The sequence below is a fragment of the Lysobacter sp. 22409 genome (assembly GCF_052045105.1).
In the GTDB taxonomy this organism is placed as follows: domain Bacteria; phylum Pseudomonadota; class Gammaproteobacteria; order Xanthomonadales; family Xanthomonadaceae; genus Lysobacter; species Lysobacter antibioticus_B.
Genome location: NZ_JBQEOE010000001.1, coordinates 130517 through 152087 on the forward strand (window position 1 = coordinate 130517; position 21571 = coordinate 152087).

Here is a 21571-nt window from a genome sequence, read left to right on the forward strand (position 1 = left end):
GATTTTCCGATAAGACGTCCCTGTCTTATCGGAAAACGCCGCACGTCCTGTGCGGCGCCCTCCGGGTCTCCACTTGACCGACAAAGCGGCAAAGCAGCAAAGCGGCAAAGCAGCAAAGCAGCAAAGCTGCAAAGCTGCAAAGCTGCAAAGCAGATCAAAATCTCGGCAACGGCAACGGCAACGGCAACGGCAACGGCAACGGCAACGGCAACGGCAACGGCAGTTCAGCGCCGCAGCTCACGTAAATCGCGGAAGGAACGCGGTCGGGGCTTGCGCCGCTCCTACCCCCGCGAAAGTGCGCCGCTTCGATGGGCGTCATTTGCGCCATGGCCTCTACTCGTCCCTTGGTCGCGACTCACGTCGCTCCTACAGGAGGTAAGGATTCGCAGGCTACTTCGGAGCAGTTGCAGAGCTCGCGGCGGCCGACGCCCCATGCCAGCGGCACCCGCCGAATACCTACGGAAAACACATTGTTTTCACCGATTTCGGCGACCGCCCGTCGGCCAGACATCGATCTGTGACGGCAGCCGCACGTGGCCCCGCAACGGGCGGGGAATCCGTCGCAATCGTGTAGTCGTTTAGCGGCCACACTCCGCAACGTTCGTGGTCCGCCCGGACCCTTACCCGCCCGCCATCACCGTTACGGAGACAGCCAGTGAACCCCATGCTCAAGGGCCTGCCCGCCCAGGGCGCGATCGCCTCGTTGTTGATCGCCGCCGTTCTCGCGCCCGCATCGGCCAGCCAGCGCACGCTGCAGCTGTCCGAGGACGACACCTTCAGCAAGCCGGTGCCGGCGCCCAAGGCGACGCCGCTGGCCAAGGCCGCTGCGCTCGACCGCGTCTGCGAAAGCGGCGCCAAGTGGATGCGCCTGGGGTTCAAGCAACTCAACCTGGGCGGCTACGACTCGCTGGTGCTGACCAGCAGCGGCGGCGACCGCTTAGTGTTCGAAGGCAAGCACTGGAACGACCGCAGCTTCCACACCCGCGCCCTGCGTGGCGACTGCGTCGACATCAAGCCGTATTTCAGCCAGCCCGACAGCGCCTTCCAGCTCGACCGCTATGAATACAGCTCGACGGCGCTGGAACTGGCGAGCGTGGTCGTGGCCGGCGCCGGCGACATCTGCGACACCAGCGGCACCGCGTGCAAGGGCACGTCCGATCTGATCGTTTCGATCAACCCGACCGCGGTGTTCACTGCGGGCGACAACGCCTACGACAGCGGCACGTTGAGCGAATTCAACAACCGCTACGCACCGACCTGGGGCCGCTTCAAGGCATTGACCAGCCCCTCGCCGGGCAACCACGAGTACTACACCAGTGGCGCCAGCGGTTACTTCGATTACTTCAATGGTGTCGGCAACGCCGATGGCCCGGCCGGTAATCGCAGCAAGGGCTATTACAGCTGGGATGTGGGCGACTGGCACTTCATCGCCTTGAACACGATGACCGGCGGCACGGTGTCGTCGACCCAGATCACCTGGCTCAAGAACGATCTTGCCGCGAATACCAAGCCCTGCACCGCGGCGTATTTCCATCACCCGCTGGTGAGCCGGGGCAGCTATAGCGGCTACAGCCAGGTCAAGCCGTTCTGGGATGCGCTGTATGCGGCCAAAGCCGATCTGGTCCTGGTGGGCCACGACCACAACTACCAGCGCTACGGCAAGATGAATCCGAGCCAGGCCGCGGCCAGCGACGGCATCCGCCAGATCCTGATCGGCACAGGCGGGCGCGCGTTCTACGACATCGACGGCAGCCATGCCTCGCTGGAAGCGAGCAACGACAACACCCACGGCGTGCTCAAGCTGACCCTGACCGCGACCGGCTACACCGGCGACTTCGTGCCGCGCGCCGGCAGCAGCTATACCGATCATTTCACCGGCACCTGCAACAAGGGCGGCAATCCCTCGCAGTCGCTGACCCTCAATGCGGTGCGCGACGTCACCGTCAAATCCGGCGGCAGCCGCGTCAATACCGCGGTACTGTATGCCGACGGCAGCGACGGCGGCCAGCAATTGCGCGGTCTGATGGGCTGGAACGTCACGAGCGCCGCGGGTCTGAACCTGGTCTCGGCGCAGGTGAAGCTGCAGGTCAGCGATCGCGCGACCGGCGTCTACGACCTGTACCAGGTCACGACGAGCTGGAGCGAAAGCAACGCGACCTACAGCGGAGCCACGCTCGGCACCAAGCTCGGTTCGGTCACCCCGAGTGCGACCGGCGCGCAGTACGTGACCCTCAACGCCGCCGGCCTCCAGTTGGTGAAGAACTGGGCCGCGGGCACGGTCGCCAACAACGGCGTGATCCTGGTGGCGGCCTCCGGCGTCACCGACGGCGTCGACTGGTCCTCGCGCGAAGGCGCGAACGCGCCGCAGCTATTGCTGAGCTACACGACGCCCTGAGCCGGCGCTCCGAAGCGGCGTTTGAGCGGCCGACGATCGCTTCGTCGGCCGCTGCGATGGGTGGCGCACGATGCCGTCGCGACGAACCAGCTTCCAACGCCCGCAGCGAGCCTGCGGGCGCTGGACACCGGACGATGCCGTTGCCGGCGACGGCAACGGAGATTCGCGTTGCGGCAGATCGAATACGGGTCGATGCGTGTTGCGGGTCAGCCTATCGCCTGCAACAGCGTGCGCGATCCGACGCCGGCGCCGATCATGAGCTTGACCGATTCCTTGATCCGGTCCGCGCCGCCGAGTTTGACCGCGGCGACCAGACGCTCGCCGATGGTCTTGCTCTCGTCGGTGGAATGCGCCTGCGCGCCGAGCACCGCGAAACCTTTCTCGGTCAGGCGATAGCGCAAGGCCATGTGGACGAAGGCCACACCGTTCAAGGACTCTTTCACGCAGGCGTTGCTGCGCAGATAGCCTTCGTCGAGCAACCATTCGAACGTGGCGCCGCAAGCCAATACCGCGGCAGCCATGTCTTCGCGATTGGCCGGGTCCAGGCCTGGGATATGTCGCGCCGATTCCTCGGCGTTGAAGCGGGCTACGACGGGATGCTGTTCTAGCGCCGCTGCACAGATGCGCGCAGTGGCAATGCTGAAAACTTCGATATTTTTCATTGATGACGCCCCCTGACGTCCTTGCTATTTACGAGGGGCTTACGTCAACGCCGTGTGATGGAAAAAACGCGTAAAGATTTGAATATCAAGGCGATTTATTGATGTACGTCTCGTCGAATCTGTGACTGCCGATGTGCGGCCATCAACAATCTGACCCACTACGGCAGATGCACGCCAACAGCGGCACCCGCGTTGGCCCACAGCGTCAGGCAGACCGGGCCGCGCGCACAAAACGGCACAACTTCGTCGCAATCGGCGGCCTCAGGATTCTGTCGGAACCAGCTCGATCACGGTGTCGATCGCGTCGGGCAACTGCTTGGGCAACTCGACGATCAGTTGCCGGCCTTCGCGCCGCGTCGTCAATGCCGCGCCGCCGTCGAGCAGACGTGCGCGACGGGCACCGTCGACGTCCAGGCGCAAGCGGCCGTCGGCAGGGCGTTCGAACACGTGCAGATACATGCGGTCGGGTTTCGCGGTGATGCGCCCCCAGGCGACCGCGTCGAGCGGGCTGGCCTGGGTGGCGTATACCGATTCGCCGTTGCGGCGCAGCCAGGCGCCGATCTGTTCGAGCCGGGTCGCGCTGGCCTTGGGCACGCTGCCGTCGGCCTCCGGCCCGATGTTGAGCAGGAAGTTGCCGCCCTTGCTGGCGGTGTCGACGAGGTTGCGGACCAGCTCGCGCGTCGATTTCCACTGGTCGTCGAGCGCGCTATAGCCCCAGGTGCCGTTCATGGTCATGCAGGCTTCCCAGTCGACACCGGCCATGCCCTGCGCCGGGATCGCCTGCTCGGGCGTGGTGAAGTCGCCGTGCGCGCGATCGAACCAGCGCAGGCTGCCTTGCGGATCGTCGTAGCCGAGCGAGCGATACAAGCGATTGTTCATGACGATGGCGGGTTGCGCGGCGCGCACCATCGTCATCAACTCGCCGGCACGCCAGGTTTCGCCTTCGGCGCCGGGATTGGAATAGTCCCACCACAGCACGTCGATCGGGCCGTAGTGCTCGACCAGCTCGCGCACCTGCGCCTGCAGGAAATCCTGATAGGCCTTGAGGTTCGCGCGTCGGGCGTAGTCGGGATCGTCCCGGTCGGTGGCTTTCTCGAGCGGATGCGGCAGCGGGTGTTCGAGGCGGGCGAAATCGCGATACGGGTAGGCCGGGTGATGCCAGTCGATCACCGAGTGATACAGGCCCACCTTGAGGCCTTCGGCGCGCGCGGCGTCGACGATCTCGCGGACCAGATCGCGGTCGACCGCGTCTTTCGCATCGAAGCGCGTGACCGCGCTGTCGTGCAGGGCGAAGCCTTCGTGGTGCTTGCTGGTGAACACCAGATACTTCGCGCCGGCGTTCTTGGCCAGCTTCGCCCATTCGCGGGCGAAGCCGGGCTTGGGCTTGAACAGCGGCAACATCTGCCGTGCGTACTCGTCGGTCGGCACGTGCGCATTGCGCTGGATCCATTCGGCCGAGCCCTTGATCGGCTCGCCGTTCCAGCGCCCGGCCGCGCCCGAGTACAGGCCCCAGTGCACGAACATGCCGAAGCGCGCCTCGCGCCACCAGCGCATGCGCGCATCGAACGTGGCCTGGCTCTCGCTCGGCGCCGTCACCACCGGTGCGGGCGCGTCAGCGGCCGGCGTCGCCGCTATTGCGCTGCCGGCCGTCGCCCACAAGGCGCCAAGCAACGCGGCGGTGAGGGACGCTCGATGGGGCGAACGATGCTGGGGGCGACGCGTACACGACATGCTATTGCTCCGGCGGTGACGAACCGCAGGCATCGGAACAGACCGATGCCGATGCGGTCAACCGTTGTGCGTCGTCGATCGGCCGCCGTCATCGCGAAAGCGATAAGGTTTTTGACGCAGGTGCGAATCTCCAAAAAATTCCAATGTCTGTCCAGACATCGCATAAGCATGTGCGTGGATTCGAGTACGCATGCGGATTCATCCGCGCACGCCTGTGAGCGACGCGCCACTGCGACTAGACTCGGATCATCGAATACCGCCGTAGACCGCATCGGTCGCGGCCGCAACGCGAGGAGTTCCATGGATCGACGTCGTTTCCTGATCGCCGGCGGTGCCGGCGCCGTGGCATTGGGCGCCGCGCCGACGGTTTCTGCGCACCCGGCAACGTCGAGCGCACAACGCGAAACCTTGTCGCGGCCGCGGCCCACGCCGCAGCAATTGGCCTGGCAACGCGAAGAGCTGGCGCTGTTCGTGCATTTCACCGTCAACACCTTCACCGATCGCGAATGGGGCGAGGGCGACGAAGACCCGCAGGTGTTCGCGCCGACGCAACTCGACGCCGGGCAGTGGGCGCGCGCGGCCAAGGCCGGCGGTTTCCGCAGCCTGATCCTGACCGCCAAGCATCACGACGGTTTCTGCCTGTGGCCGACCGCGACCACCGCGCACAGCGTGCGCAATAGCCCGTGGCGCGACGGCCGCGGCGACGTGGTCCGCGAGTTCGTCGATGCCTGTCGCGCCGAAGGCCTCGGCGTGGGGTTCTATCTGTCGCCCTGGGACCGGCACGAACCGCGCTACGGCAGCGGGCAGGCCTACGACGACTTCTACATCGCACAGCTGACCGAGCTGTTGAGCAACTACGGCCCGGTGGTCGAAGTCTGGTTCGACGGCGCCAACGGCGAAGGCCCGAACGGCAAACGCCAGGCCTACGACTGGCCGCGCATCCATCGCACCGTGCGCGAGTTGCAAGCCGATGCGATCGTGTTTTCCGATGCGGGCCCCGACGTGCGTTGGATCGGCAACGAACGCGGCGTCGCCGGCAGTACCTGCTGGGCTTCGGTCGACCCGGCGCGCGTGCCCTATGCCGGCTTCGACCGCCCATGGGTCGGCGAAGCCCTGCAGCAGGGCGACCCTTACGGTTCGGTCTGGCGCCCCGGCGAAACCGACGTTTCGATCCGCCCGGGTTGGTTCTGGCATGCGGCCGAAGACGCGAAGGTACGCAACGCGCAACAGCTGATCGACTTGTATTTCAGCTCGGTCGGGCGTAACAGCAAGTTGCTGCTCAATGTGCCGCCGACCCGCGAAGGCCGTTTCCACGCCACCGACGTCGCCAACCTGGCCGCATTCGGACAACGACGACAGGCCCTGTTCGCCGGCGGCAATCTGCTCGCCGGGGCGCGGCTGCATGCGAGCGCGAGCGCCGACGGCCATGCGCCCGCGCACGTGCTCGACGGCGAGGCGGACTCGTATTGGGCATCGACGGCCGATGCGCGCAGCGGCTGGATCGAGTTCGAACTCGAACGCGAGATCGAATTCGATCTGTTGTGCCTGCAGGAAGCGATCGTTCACGGTCAGCACATCGCCAACCATCGCGTCGAACACTGGCGCGATGGCGTCTGGCAGCCGTTCGCCTGGGGCACGACCATCGGCTACAAGCGCCTGGAGCGCTTCGACCCCGTGCGCACCCATCGCCTGCGCGTGAGCATCGAGCATGCTTATGACACGCCGCGCCTGGCGAGCGTGGCTGTGTATCGCAGCCCGCGTTGATCGTCGCTCGAGGGTAGGAGCGGCGTCCCGGGGATTTCCTCCGGTCACAAGCCGCGACAGACCAAAGCGATGTACGTAAGCGTGGTGGGCGGATGCCGGATGCCTGAAGTCGGCCGGGACTATGCCGCTTCGGATGCTTGCGTGGTATTCGGCTGCTGCGGTTGGTCGCGCTTCGCGCCGCTCCTGCCCTGAAAGCCCGGGCCCAGGCGCCCCGGTAACCTGAACTGAAATTCAGCCGCACCCGTGCTAAGGTGCGCGCCAGAAGGGGAGTAGCTCCCGCTGTCGTATCGTCATTACGGGCTTACCGCCCCGGTGCGACAGGCGTCCGGACCTTGGATCGATCGATCCGGCCGTACGCGGGCAAGACCTTCGCCGCCAGCGGCGAAGCGCCCATCCTCCCCGATTCCTTCCGGATGAATGACGCCTCGCGGCTGCGGTCGCGCAGTTTGCCGTCAGCTTTTCATCTCCGGGAGAACCACATGCAAACCATCGGAAGTCCGATGCTCTGGGGGGCGTTCGTCGCCTTCGTCGTCGTCGCCTTGCTCGTCGATCTGGTGCTGATGCGCCACGGCGGGCCGCACAAGGTGACCTTCAAGGAGGCCGCCTGGTGGAGCGTCGGCTGGATCGGCCTGGCGCTGGCGTTCAACGCCGGCCTGTGGTGGTGGGTGACCCAGCAGTCCGGCGCCGAGATCGGCAACCGCATCGGCCTGGAGTTCCTGACCGGCTACTTGGTCGAGAAATCGCTCGCGGTCGACAACATCTTCGTGTTCCTGATGCTGTTCTCCTACTTCGCCATGCCCGAGGAGCAACGCCAGCGGGTGCTGGTGATCGGCGTGCTCGGCGCGATCGCGTTGCGCGCGATCCTGATCTTCGCCGGCGCCCTGTTGTTGGCGAAGTTCCACTGGATCCTGTACGTGTTCGGCGTGTTCCTGGTGGTGACCGGCATCAAGATGCTGTTGGCCGCCGGCAAGGCGCCCGACCTCGACAGCAACCCCTTGCTGAAATGGATGCGCAGCCATCTGCGCTTGACCGACGGCTACCACGGCGCGGCGATCTCGATCCAGCGCGATGGCCAGCGCTGGTACACGCCGCTGTTCGTGGTGATCGTGTTGATCGGCGTCACCGACGTGATTTTCGCCGTCGACTCGATCCCGGCGATCTTCGCGATCACCGAAGACCCCTTCATCGTGCTGACCTCGAACGTGTTCGCCGTGCTCGGCCTGCGCGCGATGTTCTTCCTGTTGCAGGGCATGGCCGACCGCTTCCATCTGCTGCCCTACGGCCTGGCCCTGGTGCTGGTGTTCATCGGCACCAAGATGCTGTTGATCGACGTGTACAAGGTGCCGATCCTGGTCTCGCTGCTCGGCGTCGCCGCGATCATCGGCGCTGCCATCGCCCTGAGCCTGCTGCGTCCGGCGCCGGCCAAGAGCGAGACCGAGACCGGCTCGACCGAGGTCTGATGCGGCGGGTCTGATCGCAAGCGTCGGGACATGGCGGACGGCGGCGCCGATGAGTACATTGGCGTCGCCGTCTTCGCGAGGGTAAGGACATGGCCCGCACTGCCGCCACTCAGGCCGTTGCCAAGGCGACCCGCACGCCGTCCGCGAGCAAGCGGGCGGCTTCCAAACAGGCGGCTTCCACGCGGGAGGCTCCGGCCGCATCGCCACCGCCGCTCGCCGAACGCTTGGGCGATGCGCTGGCGCAACTGCGCGCCGCCGCCAGCACGAGCCATCGCGATGGTTTGGCGCGCTACGCGATCCCCACCGAGCGCGCCTTCGGCGTGCCGATGGCCTCGATCCAGGGCATCGCCAAACGCCTCGGCCGCGACCGCGAACTCGCCGAGGCCTTGTGGGGCAGCGGCTGGTACGAGGCGCGCTTGCTCGCGTCCTACCTCGACGACCCGGCCCAAGTCAGCGCCGCGCAGATGGATCGCTGGGGCCGCCAATTCGACAACTGGGCGGTGTGCGACACCGTCTGCTTCGCCTTGTTCGATCGCAGCCCGCACGCCTGGCGCAAGATCGGGCAATGGGCCGGGCGTCGCGACGAATACCTCAAGCGCGCGGCGTTCGCACTGCTGGCCAGCAAGACCGTGCACGACAAAGCCGCCCCGGACCAAGCCTTCCTGCATGGGCTGGAACTCATCGAGGCGGGTGCCGGCGACGAACGCAACTTCGTCAAGAAAGCCGTCAACTGGGCCCTGCGTTCGATCGGCAAACGCAATGCCGTGCTGCACGCCGCAGCGCTCGCCGCGGCGAAACGCTTAGCCGCCTCGGAAGACGCCGCGCCGCGCTGGGTCGGCAAGGATGCGCTGCGCGAGCTCAACAGCGCCGCCGTCGTCGCCCGCGTGACGGCCAAGGCGGCGCGCGTGCCGGCACGCAAGGCCGCGGCGAAGGCGCCGCGCACACGCAAGTAAGCCCCGAGGCCGGCCTCTTTGCCCAGGCGATCGCGTACATTCGCTGCGGCCATTGCCTGATCGCGAATCGTCCATTAGCGTCCCAAGCTCGGCACGGTGGTCGGCGTGAGCGCCGTACTGTCTCGCCTCGTCTCCGCTTTCACTTTCCGGCCTTCCGCATGCTCGCTTCGATCATCGTCGCCAACCCCGATCCGCTCAGCTTGAGCCACGCCATGGCCCAGCTCGCGCAGCGCACGCTTGCCGTACGCGGTTACGAAATCGCGTTTCACGATCTCAATGCGGAGGGTTTCGATCCGGTCCAGCCCACGGGCGAAAGCGCCAACACCGCATCGGCCGATGCCCTGGTCGAACAGCACTGCGCCGAACTCGCGCAGGCCGACCTGATCCTGGTGTTCCATCCGAACTGGTGGGGCCAGCCGCCGGCGATCCTCAAGGGCTGGATCGACCGGGTGTTCCGGCTTGGCACCGCCTATGGCTATCCGCCGGGCGTGTCCTACGAGGGCGTGCCGGTCGGTCTGCTGCGAGCGCGCCACGCCATTGTCGTCAATACCTCGAACACGCCGCCGGAGCGAGAGGCGGCGGTATTCGGCGATCCGCTCGAGGCGATCTGGAAGCACTGCGTGTTCGGGTTGTGCGGGGTGGGCAGCGTGATCAGGCGGATGGTCGGGCCGGTATCGGGCAGCAGCGCCGAGCAGCGCGCGCAATGGCTGGCCGAGGTCGAGACCCTCGTCGCCGAGCTGGCCTGATCGCGCTCAGGCGCGCCGCCATTTCTCCGCCACGCCCTTGAAGAAGCTGTAGCAGAAAGTGCCGTCGGCGCGGGTGGTGCGGCGCAGGTCGGCGAGGCCGGCGTCGAACGCGGCCGGCGTGCTGAGCCCGGCGGCGATCGCGGCATCGCGCACGCCTTCGACCATCGCGCAGAAGGTCTTGTCGGTGAACCCGTCGACGAGCGCGGGACGGCCGGCATCGGCATAGACCATGCGCGGCGACACCGCGACCCGGTCGAAGCCGACCGCGACCAGCAGCGGATACAGGCTGCGACCGATCAGGGCGTTGCCGCCGGCGCGGCGTTGCAGTTCGACCTGGCAATCGATCGTCGCGCGTGCGGCGGCGCTGTCGGGGTGGAAGCAGATCGTGCCGTGGTCGCCTTCGATCACCGTGATCGTGCCGCCGGGCTTGAGCACGCGGTCGAGCAAGGCCAGGGCCGCGAGCGGACGCGCCAGGTGTTCGAGCACGAAGCAGACGAACACGTGATCGAAGCTGCCGTCCGCGAACGGCAGCTCGAACAGATCGGCCTGCAGGAACTCGACGTTGTCGAGGCCGGCCGCGTTGGCGCGCCGGCGCGCTTCATCGACCGACTCGGCGGAACGGTCGATCGAGGTGAACTGTGTTCCCGGGCTGCGTCGGGCCAGGGTCAGCGTTTGGGCACCGACGCCGCAGCCGACTTCGAGCACGCGGCTGCCGGGCGGATAGACGGTGTCGGCGTGCAGCAGGTCGGCGAGGGTGCCGGCCTGATCCTGCAGGCGTGCGTGTTCGCGCGGGTGATAACCGTGGACGTAGTTGGAAGTCATGGCGGCGGCATCGAGGACGGAGACGGCAGTCTCGTGCGGCCTCGACCGCGCGTCTTGAAGCTTATTGCGGCGGTGCGGCGCCGTCGTTGCGCGGCCGGCGAGCCGCTGCCGCCCGCTGCCAGGCGCCCGGGGTGAAACCGAACTGGCGCGCGAACGCACGCGTCATATGGCTCTGGTCGGCGAAGCCGCTGTCGGCTGCGGCATCGGTCAGGCTGCGGCCGCGCCGGATCAGGTCGCGGGCGCGCTCGACCCGCTGCTGGACCAGCCAAGCGTGCGGCGGCAGACCGTAGGCGCGCTGGAAGCGGCGCAGCAGTTGGTACTTGGTCAGCCCGAACGGGGCCGCCAGTTCGTCCAGGCTTGGCGCCCGCTGCGGGTCGTCGGCGAGCCGTTCGCGCACGTGGGCGAGGTCGGCCGACACTGCCGGCGCCGGCGCCTGGGTGCTGTGGCGTTCGAGCAATTGCGCGCAGACCTGCACCAGGGCTTCTTCGCAGGCCAGGCCGTCGTCGTCGTGGGCCTGGCCCTGGTTCCAGCGGTCGAGACGGGCGAACAAGCGCAACAGCAAGCCCTGCAATCGGGCGTCGCGGATGACCGGGCGGACCAGCTCCAGCGAGCCTGCCGACGCCAGCGACGGCGCAACGCAGGGCGCGCTCATCGAATGCATCAGCTGCGGATCGAGGTAGAGCATGCGCCAGCGCCGTGCGCCGCCGAGCGGACGGCCGTCGTGCACTTCGCCGGGGTTGGTCGTGATCAGGTCGCCGGCGCGGGCGTCGACCTGGCCGCGTCCGCTCGCCGAACTCTGCGCGCCGCGTTCGAGCAGGCCGAGGCCGTAGGTTGCGTGCCAATGGCGGCCGAACTCGCGCGCGCTGTCGATCTGGGTGCCGTACAAGCCGGCCCAGGGCGAGGCGGTGACGCGGCTGCGATGGTCCGGGGCGGCGGGCATGGCGCCAATCATCGCACCCCCATCGCATCTCATCGCATCGCTCTGCCCGGAGCGCGCCGCGCTGCGCCGTGCCGGTGCCAGCGGCATGGCCGCCAGCGGCCTAGGGACCGCCCTAGCGTTCGCCGCCGCCGCACCGGTGCTACGGTCCCCGCCAAACGACTTTCGCCCGAATCCGAGCGGACCACGCCATGAGCTTCATCAACTTCCTCGATTCCGTTTCGCGCGCGGTGCAGCAGCTCGCGACCCAACCGGCCGCGCCGGTGCACGTGGTCCAGCGCCACGAGACCTTGCCCGACATCGCCGCGCAACACCGAGGCACGGTGCCGCAGGAGGTCTACGAACAGAGTCTCAAGGACGCCAACCCGCAGGTGTTGAACTGGGAGGCGCTGTACCCGGACACGCCGTTGCAGTTGCCGCCCGCGCACGACGGCGAGGCCGATCCGGTGGTCCATGCCGCCGCGCCGGCCCAGGCCGACAAGCCGACGCTGTCGCCGGAAGCGCAGCGCGTCGACGCCGCGCTCAAGGCCGACGCCCAGCAGTCCACGCCGCAGACCCAGGCCGAGTTGAAGTCGGCGATCCAGGCCGAGATGAAGGCGCGTTTCCAGGTCGAGTTCGACGCGCGCCCGACCGGCGCGATCTACGACACCAAGGCGATCGCCTCCTATGGCGACAGCATCGCCGCGCGCCACGCCGACGACCCGGCGGCGCAGGCGAGCATCAAGGCCACGGTCAAGGACATCAGCATCGACCATGAAGTCGAATTCGCGCTGATGGTGTCCGGCGGCGGCGATGCCAAATCGGTCATGTCGATCCTGAAGTCGCAATGGGCGTCGATGTCGCCGGAAGCGCAAGCGCGCTTGTCGACCAGCCCCGAGCTGGGCCGCTTGCTCAACGACAAGGTCGAGCCCTACGTGGCGGCGCCGTATGCGAATTTCAGCAGCGACGACCCGCGCGAGCAGCGCGTGCCGGCCAACGAGGCGGCCAAGCGCCTGGCCGAACTGGTCGACGGCCTGCCGCCCGAACTCGCCAATGCGGTGGTGACGCAGAACCTCGACACGGTGATGCGCATCGTCCAGGTCAAGCCGATGTACGCCGGCGAGAAGTTCGGCGGCAGTTCCTATGCCGACATGGCGCGCGTGGTCGGCGCGCTCGGTAACGGCGAGGACGGCAAGCGCATGCGTGCCGACATCGCCAGCATGTACCTGGCCAAGCCCGAAGCGCTGCGCGGGCAGTGGGTGCCGTTCTCGGAGAACATCTCCAACGCGATCCGCGACGGCGCCAGCCCGGCGCTCGCGCTGGAGATGGCCCAGCAACTCAAGAATCAGGGCTTGAACGAACAGGCCGGCGTGTTCCTGCGCGGCATCAGCCACGGCGCCGAGTTGCTGCAAGGCAAGATCGACGCCGACCTGAAGGAATACCAGTCGATGATGGGCGAGCTCGGTCGCCTGTTGAAGTACTCCGAAGGCCTGCCGCCGGAAGCGATCTCGCAGGCGGTCGACAAATACCTGGCCGGCAAGGGCAAGACCGATCCGGGTTGGCTGGAGAAATTCCACGGCCTCGAAGAACGCCTGACCGCGAACGCGAACGTGCTCAAGGACACCCTGGGCGGCTTGAACGCATTGCCCGAGGACCTTAAGGCGACTTATCCGGACCTCGGCAAGGAAATGCAGGCGGTCGCCAACAACGACTCGGTGCTGCAGGCCTTCGGCCTGGCCGCCGCGCGCGACCGCGATTTCCTGATCGGCGCCGAGGCCGATGCGGCGACCAAGCTGTTCGACGTCACCAAGGTGTCCAAGGAAGGCGCCGAATATCTCAAGCGCCTGGCCAACGACGGCATCCAGCAGGCGGCGTTGAAGGTCTTCTCCGACCTCGATTCCTCCGACCCTACCAGCATCGCCAACGCCAAGACCCAGCTCGAATCGCTGAGCACGCGTTACGCCAGCCTGCTCGGCAAGGACTCCGAGCAATACCGCGAGGCGATCCGCGCGCTCGAAGGCCTGACCAGCGTGCCGGCGGGCGACACCGCGGCGATGGAGGCCCAGCTCAAGCAGTTCAATCAGGCGTTGAGCGGTATCGACGGCTTCAACGCCAATCAGCCCGCCGGCGTGACCTTCCGTTCGCTCGGCGTGGCCGCGGCCGGCCTGGCCTTCGCCAAATCGAGCAGCGACCTGATCAGCGACCCGGGCTGGGCCAACGCGGTCGGCGCCTTCGCCGATGCCGCGGGCTTGGCCAAGGACGTGCGCGATCTGATGCACCGTCCGGGCAGCATTCCGATCGACGCCGATTCGGCGCTGGCCGACAGCCACGCCCGCGCCGGCGTGCGCTTCGAAAACTGGAACCGCGCGCTGGGCCTGCTGTCGGCGACCGGCGACATCGCCAAGATGGCCGACGCCCTGCTGTCCGACCGCCCGTACAAGGAAGCCGAGGCGGCGTTGTACGGATTGGGTGCGACCGGCACGGTGGTCATGACCTTGTCGAGCGGCCCGGTCGGCGCCATCGTCGGCGCGGTGATGATCGGTGTGTCGGTGTTCGGCCAGTCGGCCCTGGCCGACGGCCGCGACAAGGACGCCAAGATCAAGGGCTCGCAGGAGTTCCTGCAGAACGCCGGCTTCGACGCCGATGCGGCGCGGATCATGGGCGATCTCGGCGAGGACGAGCACTACCAGTCGATCCCGGTGGTGCCGCTGATGATGGAATACGGCAAGCGCGACGGCCTGGGCACCGGCAAGCCGATGACGCCGGAAGAGACCATCAAGGCGATCAACGACATGCCGCCGGATCAGCTGCAGGCCATGGTCAACCGCTTGCGCATCGCCGCGCGCTAACGCCTGTGAGCGAATCGCGACGGCCGTTGCGGCCGTCGCGGCCGGTCGAACTGTACTGCTGCGGTCAGGGCGTGTCGGCGGGTTCCGCCAGGGCTTCGTCCTGGTAGATCGCCACGTGCGGCACGCCGTCGGCGCCGATCCAGCCGCGGTACATGCCTTCGGTGTTGAAGGGCAGGGCGAAACGGCCGTCGGCGCCGAGCGCGATCGCGCCGCCGTCGCCGCCGGCCTTCGGGATCGCCTCGTTGATCACCGCCTTGGCGGCCTCGCCGATGCTCTGCCCGGCGTACTGCACGCGCGCGCAGATGTCGTAGGCGGCCACCGCGCGGATGTAGTACTCGCCCCAGCCGGTGCCGGACACCGCACAGCGCGCGTTCGCATAGGTGCCTGCGCCGATGATCGGCGAATCGCCGACGCGGCCGTAGCGCTTGTTGGTCATGCCGCCGGTCGAGGTGCCTGCGGCGAGGCGGCCGTCGGCATCGAGCGCGACCGCGCCGACCGTGCCGAAGTGCTTGGCGGTTTCGACATCGGCGTGGGCCTTGCCCGAGGCCTCTTCCTTGAGCGCCTTCTGCAACTGCTGCCAGCGCTTCTCGGTGCGGAAATAGGACGGATCGACCAGCGTCACGCCCTGTTCGCGGGCGAAGGCTTCGGCGCCGTCGCCGACCATCATCACGTGCTTGGATTTCTCCATCACCGTGCGCGCCAGCAGGATCGGGTTCTTGACCCGGTGCACGCCGGCGATCGCACCGGCGCGCAGGCTGGCGCCGTCCATTACCGCCGAGTCGAGTTCGTTCTGGCCGTCGTGATTGAACACCGCGCCGCGCCCGGCGTTGAACATCGGCGCGTCCTCGAGCACGGTGATCGCGGCGGTGACGGCGTCCAGCGCGGGCTTGCCGGCCTTCAGCTGCGCATGACCGGCGCGCAGGGCCTGTTCGAGCGCGGCGCGTGCGGCGGTTTCGTCGGCCGGGGTCAGGCCGGCGCGTTCGACGCCGGCGCCGCCGTGGATCACCAGCACCGGTTTCGTCGCCTTTTTGTTCGCCGGCGGTGCGTCGGCGGCGTGGGCGAGCGTCGCCGAGCCGAGCAGCAGCCAGGCGAAACAATGATGACGCAGGGCAGTTGGCATGTTCGGCTCCGGACAGCCCCGGCGAGGGGCGAGAGTGATCAGGGCGGCGGCGGGGGCCTTGCGTTCTCATCGCGCCCGACCAGGCGCCCCGCTTCGACATCATAAAGCGCGGAGAAGGCCGGGCGCTCGACGCGAAAATCCGCCAGGTGCAGCACGCTGTCGCCGCCGACGCCGAGCACCGGCACCGCGCGCACACTGAGCGGCTTGCCCGCGGCATAGACCTCGGCCGCCGGCTGCGGACCCACCAGCCAGGCGTGCCCGCCGTCGCCGCTGAAGACGCGGCCGATGCCGTCGCCGTCGATGCACAGCGCGGTGTACTCGTCGACGCCGATGCCGACCAGGTCGTCGCGGCCTTGTTCCTGCGCCAGCCGCGCCAGCATCGCGATCAGGCGGCCAAGCCGCTCGCGCTTGCCGAAATGGCTGTCGGTGAGCACGCGTTCGAGATAGGGCAGATGCAGGAAGTCATCGACCAAGGTCAGCGCCGGTCCGGCCGGGTCGCGCAAGGCGTCCTTTGAGGTCAGGCTGCCGCCGTCCATGGCGCCGTAGGCGTGTGCGCCGAGAATCGCCAGCCCCGCGCTGGTGCCGCCGATCGGCTTGCCGGCGCGCACGTGCGCATCCAGCGCGCGATTGAGCGGCGTGCCTTTCCAATAGCGCACGTAGTTGGACTGATCGCCGCCGGCGAGGAAGATGCCGTCGGCCTGGCGCACGATCTCCAGCACCTGCGGGTCGCTGGCGGCGCGGCGATCCTCGAACACCAGGGTCTGCGCGGCGGTGATGCCGCCGATGTCCCGGAAGAACTCGTCCTGCGCCTCGGTGCTGCCGGAGGCGCGCAGGATCACGATGCGGCCGTGGCCGGCGCGCTCGATCATCCAGCGGAACGCCGGGTAGGGCCAATCGCCGCCACCGACCAGCATCGCCCCGGCGCGGGTCGGCGCCGGCCGCGGCGCGGCGAGGTCGCCGATCGCGTAGTAGCGATAGCCGTCGCGGCGCGACTCGGTGGTGTCCGCGGCCAATGCGCTGGTGCAGCCAACGGCCAGGACAGCGCCGAGCACGCCTTGGCACAGCGTTCGAGCCAACACGGACCGGCGGGACCACAGGCGCATCGTTCGACTCCGGCTGGGTATGAAGGGCCAAGACGAACCAGCGCCGGCTTTCCCCCATGTCCGTTCGCAAATTCGCGCCCGCGCGCGCAATCCGCCGATCGGCTGCCGCGGCCGCTACGGAATGGACGTCGGAATCGGCTAAGGTCGGCGCATGAACGCTGCCCTCGACGCTTGGTTCGCCCGCGAGATCCTCGTGCACGAAGAGGCGCTGGTGCACGTGCTGCGGCGTTATTGGCCGCATCGCGACGACCTTCACGACCTGCGCCAGGAGGTCTACGTCCGCGTGTACGAGGCTGCCGGCAAGGCCTTGCCGACCCAGCCCAAGTCGTTCCTGTTCGCGACCGCGCGGCACCTTATGACCGACCGCCTGCGCCGCGGCAAGGTGGTGTCGATCGAGCCGGTGGGTGATTTCGAGGCTTTGAACGTCTTGATAGACGAGGTCTGTCCGGAGCGCCGGCTCGGCGCGCGGCAGATCCTCAAGCGTCTCGCCGAAGCCTTCGACCGTCTGCCCGATCGCTGCCGCGAGGTGGTGTGGCTGCGCCGGGTCGACGAGTTGTCGCAGAAGGAAGTGGCCGAGCGTCTGGGCATCAGCGAGAAGACCGTGGAGAAACAGATGGCCAAGGGGGTGCGTCTGATCGCCGAGTATTTCTACGGCGGCGAACCCTCGCGTGCGGACTTGCCGCGCAAGCCGCAGGCCGACAAGGAAACGGAACATGGCAAGCAGCAGACAGATTGAGCGCGACGCAGCGCAGTGGTTAGCCAGGCGCGAGGGGGGCGATTGGTCGGCGCTGGAACAGGCCGAGTTCGACGCCTGGCTTGCGGCCTCGACCGCGCACCGAGTCGCGTTCCTGCGTCTGGACGCGGCCTGGGCACAGAGCGACCGGCTCAAGGCGCTCGGCGCCGGGGCCGCTTCGGACGGCGTGCCGGCGCGTGGGCAATGGCTGCATTCGAGCTTCGATCTGCAGGCGCCGCGCGCCGAGTCGATGCCGGAACCGCCGGCGCCGGCATCGACCGGTCACGACGCCGCCGCGCTGGTGTTCGCGCCGCGCCGCTCGGTCGCGCGCGGCGGCCGTGGCCTGCGTTATGCGGGCGTCGCGATGCTGGCGTTGTTGGGCGTCGCCTCGTTCTGGGGTTGGCAGCGTCAGGCCGTGGTCGAACAGGCTTCCTACCGCACCGCGATGGGCGACCTCAGCGACGTCGCCCTGGCCGACGGCTCGCAGGCCACACTGAGCAGCGACAGCCGCATCGAGGTGGCCTTGTCGCGCAGCGAGCGTCATGTCGAACTGCAGCAGGGCGAGGCCTTCTTCGATGTCGCCAAGGACGCGCGGCGGCCGTTTGCGGTGGTGGCCGGCGGCCGTCGGGTGATCGCGGTCGGCACCCGCTTCTCGGTGCGCCGTGAGGGCGCCGACCTGCGCGTGGTCGTCACCGAAGGCACGGTGCGGCTCGAATCCGAGCCGGTCGGCGGCCGTCGCCAGCCGACCAGCGTATTGCCGGCTGGCAGCACCGCCTTCGCCAGCCGCAGCGGCGTGTTGGTGCGCATCGGTTCGGTCGAGGACGCCGAGCGCCAGGTCGATTGGCGTCGCGGCTATCTGGTGTTCCGCGACACGCCGTTGAGCGCAGCCGCGGCCGAATTCAACCGCTATAACGCCCGCAAGATCGTCATTGGCGATGCCGCCGCGGGCGAGCTGCGGGTCGGCGGCAACTTCCGCTGGTCCAACACCGAAGTGTTCGTGCGCCTGCTCGAACAGGTCACGCCGGTCCGCGTCGAGCACCACCCGGACCGCATCGTCCTGCACAGCCGCTAGCCGGCTCCGCGTCGGCAGGCCGCAGCGCGTGCGGGATTTGCCGGCTTCGTTCGTCCTGATATCCCGATGGGCGCTGCAAGGCGCCGATGGGGAGGGGAACCCGATGTCGCGAAGTGCGCGTGTGTGGTGGTTGAGTCTGGCCTGTTCGGCCGCGTTGTCCGCCCAGGCGCAAGTCGCGGCGAAGCGGGAGGCGATCGATATTCCGGCGGGGGAGCTGGTGTCGGCGCTGGATGTGCTGGCGAGGCAGTCGGGGGTGCAGTTCGTCTACCGCGCCGATCGTCTCAAGGGGTTGCGTACTCGGGGGGTGCAGGGCGCGATGTCGGCCGAGGCCGCGCTCGACCGCCTGCTGCTCGGCAGCGGTCATGTGGCGCGGCGCGATGCGTCGGGGGCGATGGTGATCGTCAAGGATCCGACGCCGCCGAAGCCGCGCAAGAAAACCTCGCTGGCGCCGAAGGGGAGCGGCGCCGACATCGTCGAAGCATCGCCGCCGTCGACGACCGAGCTGGAGGGCGTGCAGGTCACCGGCTCGCGCATTCCGCGCAGCCAGATCGAAGGCCCGGCGCCGATCACGGTGATGACCGCGCAGGAGATCAAGGCCAACGGCTTCACCACCGTGCCCGACGTGCTGCGGGCGATGACCCAGAACGGCGGCGAGACCCAGAGCCAACAGTCGGCCAGCGCCGCCGACTTCTCGCCGGGCGCGCAGCAGGTCGACCTGCGCGGGCTCGGTCCGAACCACACCCTGGTGCTGGTCAACGGCCGCCGCATCGCCGACTTTCCGATGCCGTTCAAGGGCCGCAGCAACTTCACCGACATCTCGAATATTCCGCTCGGCATGGTCGACCGGATCGAGATCCTGACCGGCAGCGCCTCGGCGATCTACGGCTCGGATGCGATCTCCGGCGTGGTCAATTTCATCCTCAAAAAGCGCGCCGACGGCACCACCGTCGACTTCCGCCTCGGCGACACGACGCGCGGTGGCGGCGAGTCGTTCAACCTCAGCGTCTCCAGCGGCTACGGCAACGATCGCTTCGACGCGGTCTACGGTTTCGAGCTGCAGGTGCAGAACCCGTTGTGGGCCTACGAGCGCTCGATCCAGGACTCGACCCGGGATGCGCCGACCGCGCGCACGCGCGCCGCGCGACGCGCCTTCCTGCGCACCAACTGGGACGACGAATACCTCGATCCCGGCGCCGCCTGCGGCCCCTTGGCCTCGCTCAACGGCGGCACCACCTACCGCGCCTCGCGTTCCGGCTGGGGGCCGGACGGCGAGGACGGCTACTACTGCGGCAGCGACGAGTCGATCGGCTACGGCACCATGATCAACAAGCGCGAAGGCCTCAATGCCTACGCCTCGTTGAGCTACGCCTTCGGCGACGCCAGCGAATGGTTCGCCGATGTGCAGTTGGGTTATCACGAACTGTCGATGTACCGCGACGTCACCGAATGGAGCTACCAGGCCCCCGACGGCAACGAGGCCGGCTATTTCCACAACCGCGCCACCGACCAGGTCGAGTATTGGCAGCGGCAGTTTTCGCCCGAGGAAATGGGCGGCCTGGACCGCGGCATGATCCGCAACCGGCAGCGTACTTTCAGCTTGGCCACCGGCTTCAAAGGCCGCTTCGGCGAGGCCTGGGACTGGGAAGCCGCGCTGAGCCATTCGCAGTACCAATCGACGATCGGTTGGCCGCAGATCGTCGCGTCCCGGGCCAACGATCTGTTCCTCGGGCCGCAGCTCGGCGTCGACGACGACGGCTTCGCGATCTTCGACGCCGACCCCGAGCGCCTGTACCGGCCGCTGAGCCGGCAGGAGTACGACGCCATCGGCGCGCGTTCGACCTATCGGCCGAAGTCGCGCACCGACGCGCTGTCGCTGACCCTGACCAATACCGAGCTGTTCGCCCTGCCGGCCGGTGCGGTCGGCTTCGCCGGCACGCTCGAACTCGGCAACCAAAGCTACGACCTGCGCCCCGACCCGCTCGCCACCGGCTATCACTACTACAGCTGGCGCGATTCGGACGGCCGCGGCAGCCGCGACCGCTGGGCTGCGGCGGGCGAGTTGCGCCTGCCCTTGCACGAGCGCTTGAACCTCAGCGTCGCCGGCCGCTACGACCAATACCGCTACGGCGGCCACGACATCGACAAGTTCACCTACAGTGCCGGCCTGGAATGGCGGCCGCTCGACTCCCTGCTGCTGCGCGGCTCCTACGGCACCGCGTTCCGCGCGCCGGACCTGCATTACGTGTTCGCCGGCGAAGGCAATCAGGAATCGAGCGGGATCGATTATTACCGTTGCCGCAGCGAAGAGCCCGACAGCGACCTCAACGATTGCTCGTACGCCGACGAAGGCCTGGTCGTCACCCGCAGCGGCAACCGCAAGCTGGAACCGGAAACCAGCACCTCGTGGACCGCCGGCGTGGTCTGGTCGCCGCGTCCGAATCTGGATTTCTCCGTCGACTACTTCGACATCGATCTGCGCGACCAGGTCCAGGACCTGCGTATCGACGACGTGCTGCGCGACGAAGCCGGTTGCCGCCTCGGCACGCGCGCCGACGGCAGCGCGGTCGATACCGGCTCGCCGACCTGCGCCGATGCTTTGGCACGGATCCGGCGCTCCGGCGAAGGCAAGCTCTACGGCGTCTACGTCAACCCGATCAACATCGCCAGCGAACGCACCAGTGGCGTCGATTTCAGCACCCATTACCGCCTCGACACCGGCCTGGGCACCTTTCGCCTCGGCGCCAGCTACACCTGGGTGCGCGAGCACGAAAGCCAGCAGTACGCCGGCGACCGCGTCGAAGACCAGTTCGCGGTCAACAGCGGTTTCGACATCCCGCGCACCAAGGCCAGCGCCAGCGTGAGCTGGGAAAAGGAGCGCTGGTCGGCGACCGTGCACGGCGAACGCCTGGGCCGATTGCCGAGCGGGGATTCCTACAACGAGGTCTACGAGCCCGGCGGCGATGCCAGCGCCTGGATCGGCGCGACTTATCGCTACAACGCTTCGCTGCGCTACCGCTTCAGCGACCACGCCCAATTGTCGCTGGCGGTGACCAATCTGTTCGACAAGCTGCCGCCGAAGGATGCGACCTACAGCAGCTATCCGTATTACGACGTGTCCTGGTTCGATGCCGTCGGCCGCCAGGTCTTTCTGCAGTACACCCACAAATTTGGCGGCCGAGCTCTATAGGCCAACCCCGCGTCCCGCGGCAAGGATGGCCGCGGGACGATTTTCCATCGGCCGAATT

General features: G+C 67.8%; 15 protein-coding genes. 9 read left to right on the top strand and 6 right to left on the bottom strand.

Annotated elements, in window-relative coordinates; all coding sequences use genetic code 11:
• Positions 1–664: 664 nt before the first annotated feature.
• Entirely contained in the window at positions 665–2395 is a 1731-nt protein-coding gene (locus ACTJJK_RS00595) for a DNRLRE domain-containing protein (protein ID WP_051884990.1), read from the top strand.
• Positions 2396–2601: 206 nt separating this feature from the next.
• Here the strand turns inward: ACTJJK_RS00595 and ACTJJK_RS00600 are convergent, their stop codons facing one another.
• Positions 2602–3057 (bottom strand): hypothetical protein, encoded by a 456-nt coding sequence (locus ACTJJK_RS00600; protein WP_152566223.1) that lies wholly within the window; start codon positions 3055–3057, stop codon positions 2602–2604.
• A 261-nt stretch (positions 3058–3318) separates the two neighbouring features.
• Positions 3319–4788: an alpha-L-fucosidase gene (locus ACTJJK_RS00605; RefSeq protein ID WP_161786115.1), complete on the bottom strand. Its 1470-nt coding sequence runs from the start codon at positions 4786–4788 to the stop codon at positions 3319–3321.
• 300 nt (positions 4789–5088) lie between these two features.
• Here ACTJJK_RS00605 and ACTJJK_RS00610 point away from each other — a divergent pair, with 300 nt between their 5' ends.
• The 4 genes from ACTJJK_RS00610 to ACTJJK_RS00625 all read left to right on the top strand — a co-directional run bounded on the left by ACTJJK_RS00610 (position 5089) and on the right by ACTJJK_RS00625 (position 9711).
• Positions 5089–6552, top strand: a complete 1464-nt coding sequence (locus ACTJJK_RS00610) for an alpha-L-fucosidase (RefSeq protein WP_081930875.1) — start codon at positions 5089–5091, stop codon at positions 6550–6552.
• Positions 6553–7031: 479 nt separating this feature from the next.
• A complete protein-coding gene (locus ACTJJK_RS00615; protein ID WP_031372085.1) occupies positions 7032–8012 on the top strand; it encodes a TerC family protein in 981 nt (326 codons plus the stop codon).
• 89 nt (positions 8013–8101) lie between these two features.
• On the top strand, positions 8102–8965 hold the full coding sequence (locus ACTJJK_RS00620) for a DNA alkylation repair protein (RefSeq protein WP_081930876.1): 864 nt from the start codon (positions 8102–8104) through the stop codon (positions 8963–8965).
• 158 nt (positions 8966–9123) lie between these two features.
• Entirely contained in the window at positions 9124–9711 is a 588-nt protein-coding gene (locus ACTJJK_RS00625) for an NAD(P)H-dependent oxidoreductase (protein ID WP_440729189.1), read from the top strand.
• 6 nt (positions 9712–9717) lie between these two features.
• On the opposite strand, the gene ACTJJK_RS00630 is transcribed toward ACTJJK_RS00625, so the two are convergent.
• Positions 9718–10533: a methyltransferase domain-containing protein gene (locus ACTJJK_RS00630; protein ID WP_031372088.1), complete on the bottom strand. Its 816-nt coding sequence runs from the start codon at positions 10531–10533 to the stop codon at positions 9718–9720.
• A 61-nt stretch (positions 10534–10594) separates the two neighbouring features.
• A complete protein-coding gene (locus ACTJJK_RS00635) occupies positions 10595–11473 on the bottom strand; it encodes a helix-turn-helix domain-containing protein (RefSeq protein ID WP_440729190.1) in 879 nt (292 codons plus the stop codon).
• Positions 11474–11661: 188 nt separating this feature from the next.
• Here ACTJJK_RS00635 and ACTJJK_RS00640 point away from each other — a divergent pair, with 188 nt between their 5' ends.
• Positions 11662–14298, top strand: a complete 2637-nt coding sequence (locus ACTJJK_RS00640) for a LysM peptidoglycan-binding domain-containing protein (protein ID WP_440729191.1) — start codon at positions 11662–11664, stop codon at positions 14296–14298.
• Positions 14299–14362: 64 nt separating this feature from the next.
• Here the strand turns inward: ACTJJK_RS00640 and ACTJJK_RS00645 are convergent, their stop codons facing one another.
• Together ACTJJK_RS00645 and ACTJJK_RS00650 are read right to left on the bottom strand one after the other, a co-directional pair.
• On the bottom strand, positions 14363–15418 hold the full coding sequence (locus tag ACTJJK_RS00645) for an isoaspartyl peptidase/L-asparaginase family protein (RefSeq protein WP_440729192.1): 1056 nt from the start codon (positions 15416–15418) through the stop codon (positions 14363–14365).
• A gap of 38 nt (positions 15419–15456) precedes the next feature.
• A complete protein-coding gene (locus tag ACTJJK_RS00650) occupies positions 15457–16521 on the bottom strand; it encodes a cyanophycinase (protein WP_081930879.1) in 1065 nt (354 codons plus the stop codon).
• A gap of 151 nt (positions 16522–16672) precedes the next feature.
• Between ACTJJK_RS00650 and ACTJJK_RS00655 the strand changes: the two genes are divergently transcribed.
• The 3 genes from ACTJJK_RS00655 (at position 16673) to ACTJJK_RS00665 (ending at position 21513) form a co-directional block, all read left to right on the top strand.
• On the top strand, positions 16673–17257 hold the full coding sequence (locus ACTJJK_RS00655; RefSeq protein ID WP_031372093.1) for an RNA polymerase sigma factor: 585 nt from the start codon (positions 16673–16675) through the stop codon (positions 17255–17257).
• Complete coding sequence (locus ACTJJK_RS00660; RefSeq protein WP_031372094.1) at positions 17235–18326, top strand: FecR family protein; 1092 nt, start codon at positions 17235–17237, stop codon at positions 18324–18326. The genes ACTJJK_RS00655 and ACTJJK_RS00660 overlap by 23 nt, the downstream gene beginning before the upstream one ends.
• Before the next feature lie 103 nt (positions 18327–18429).
• The gene (locus ACTJJK_RS00665; protein ID WP_440729193.1) at positions 18430–21513 is read left to right on the top strand and encodes a TonB-dependent receptor domain-containing protein; all 3084 of its coding nucleotides are present in this window, start codon (positions 18430–18432) and stop codon (positions 21511–21513) included.
• The last annotated feature ends 58 nt before the right edge of the window (positions 21514–21571 follow it).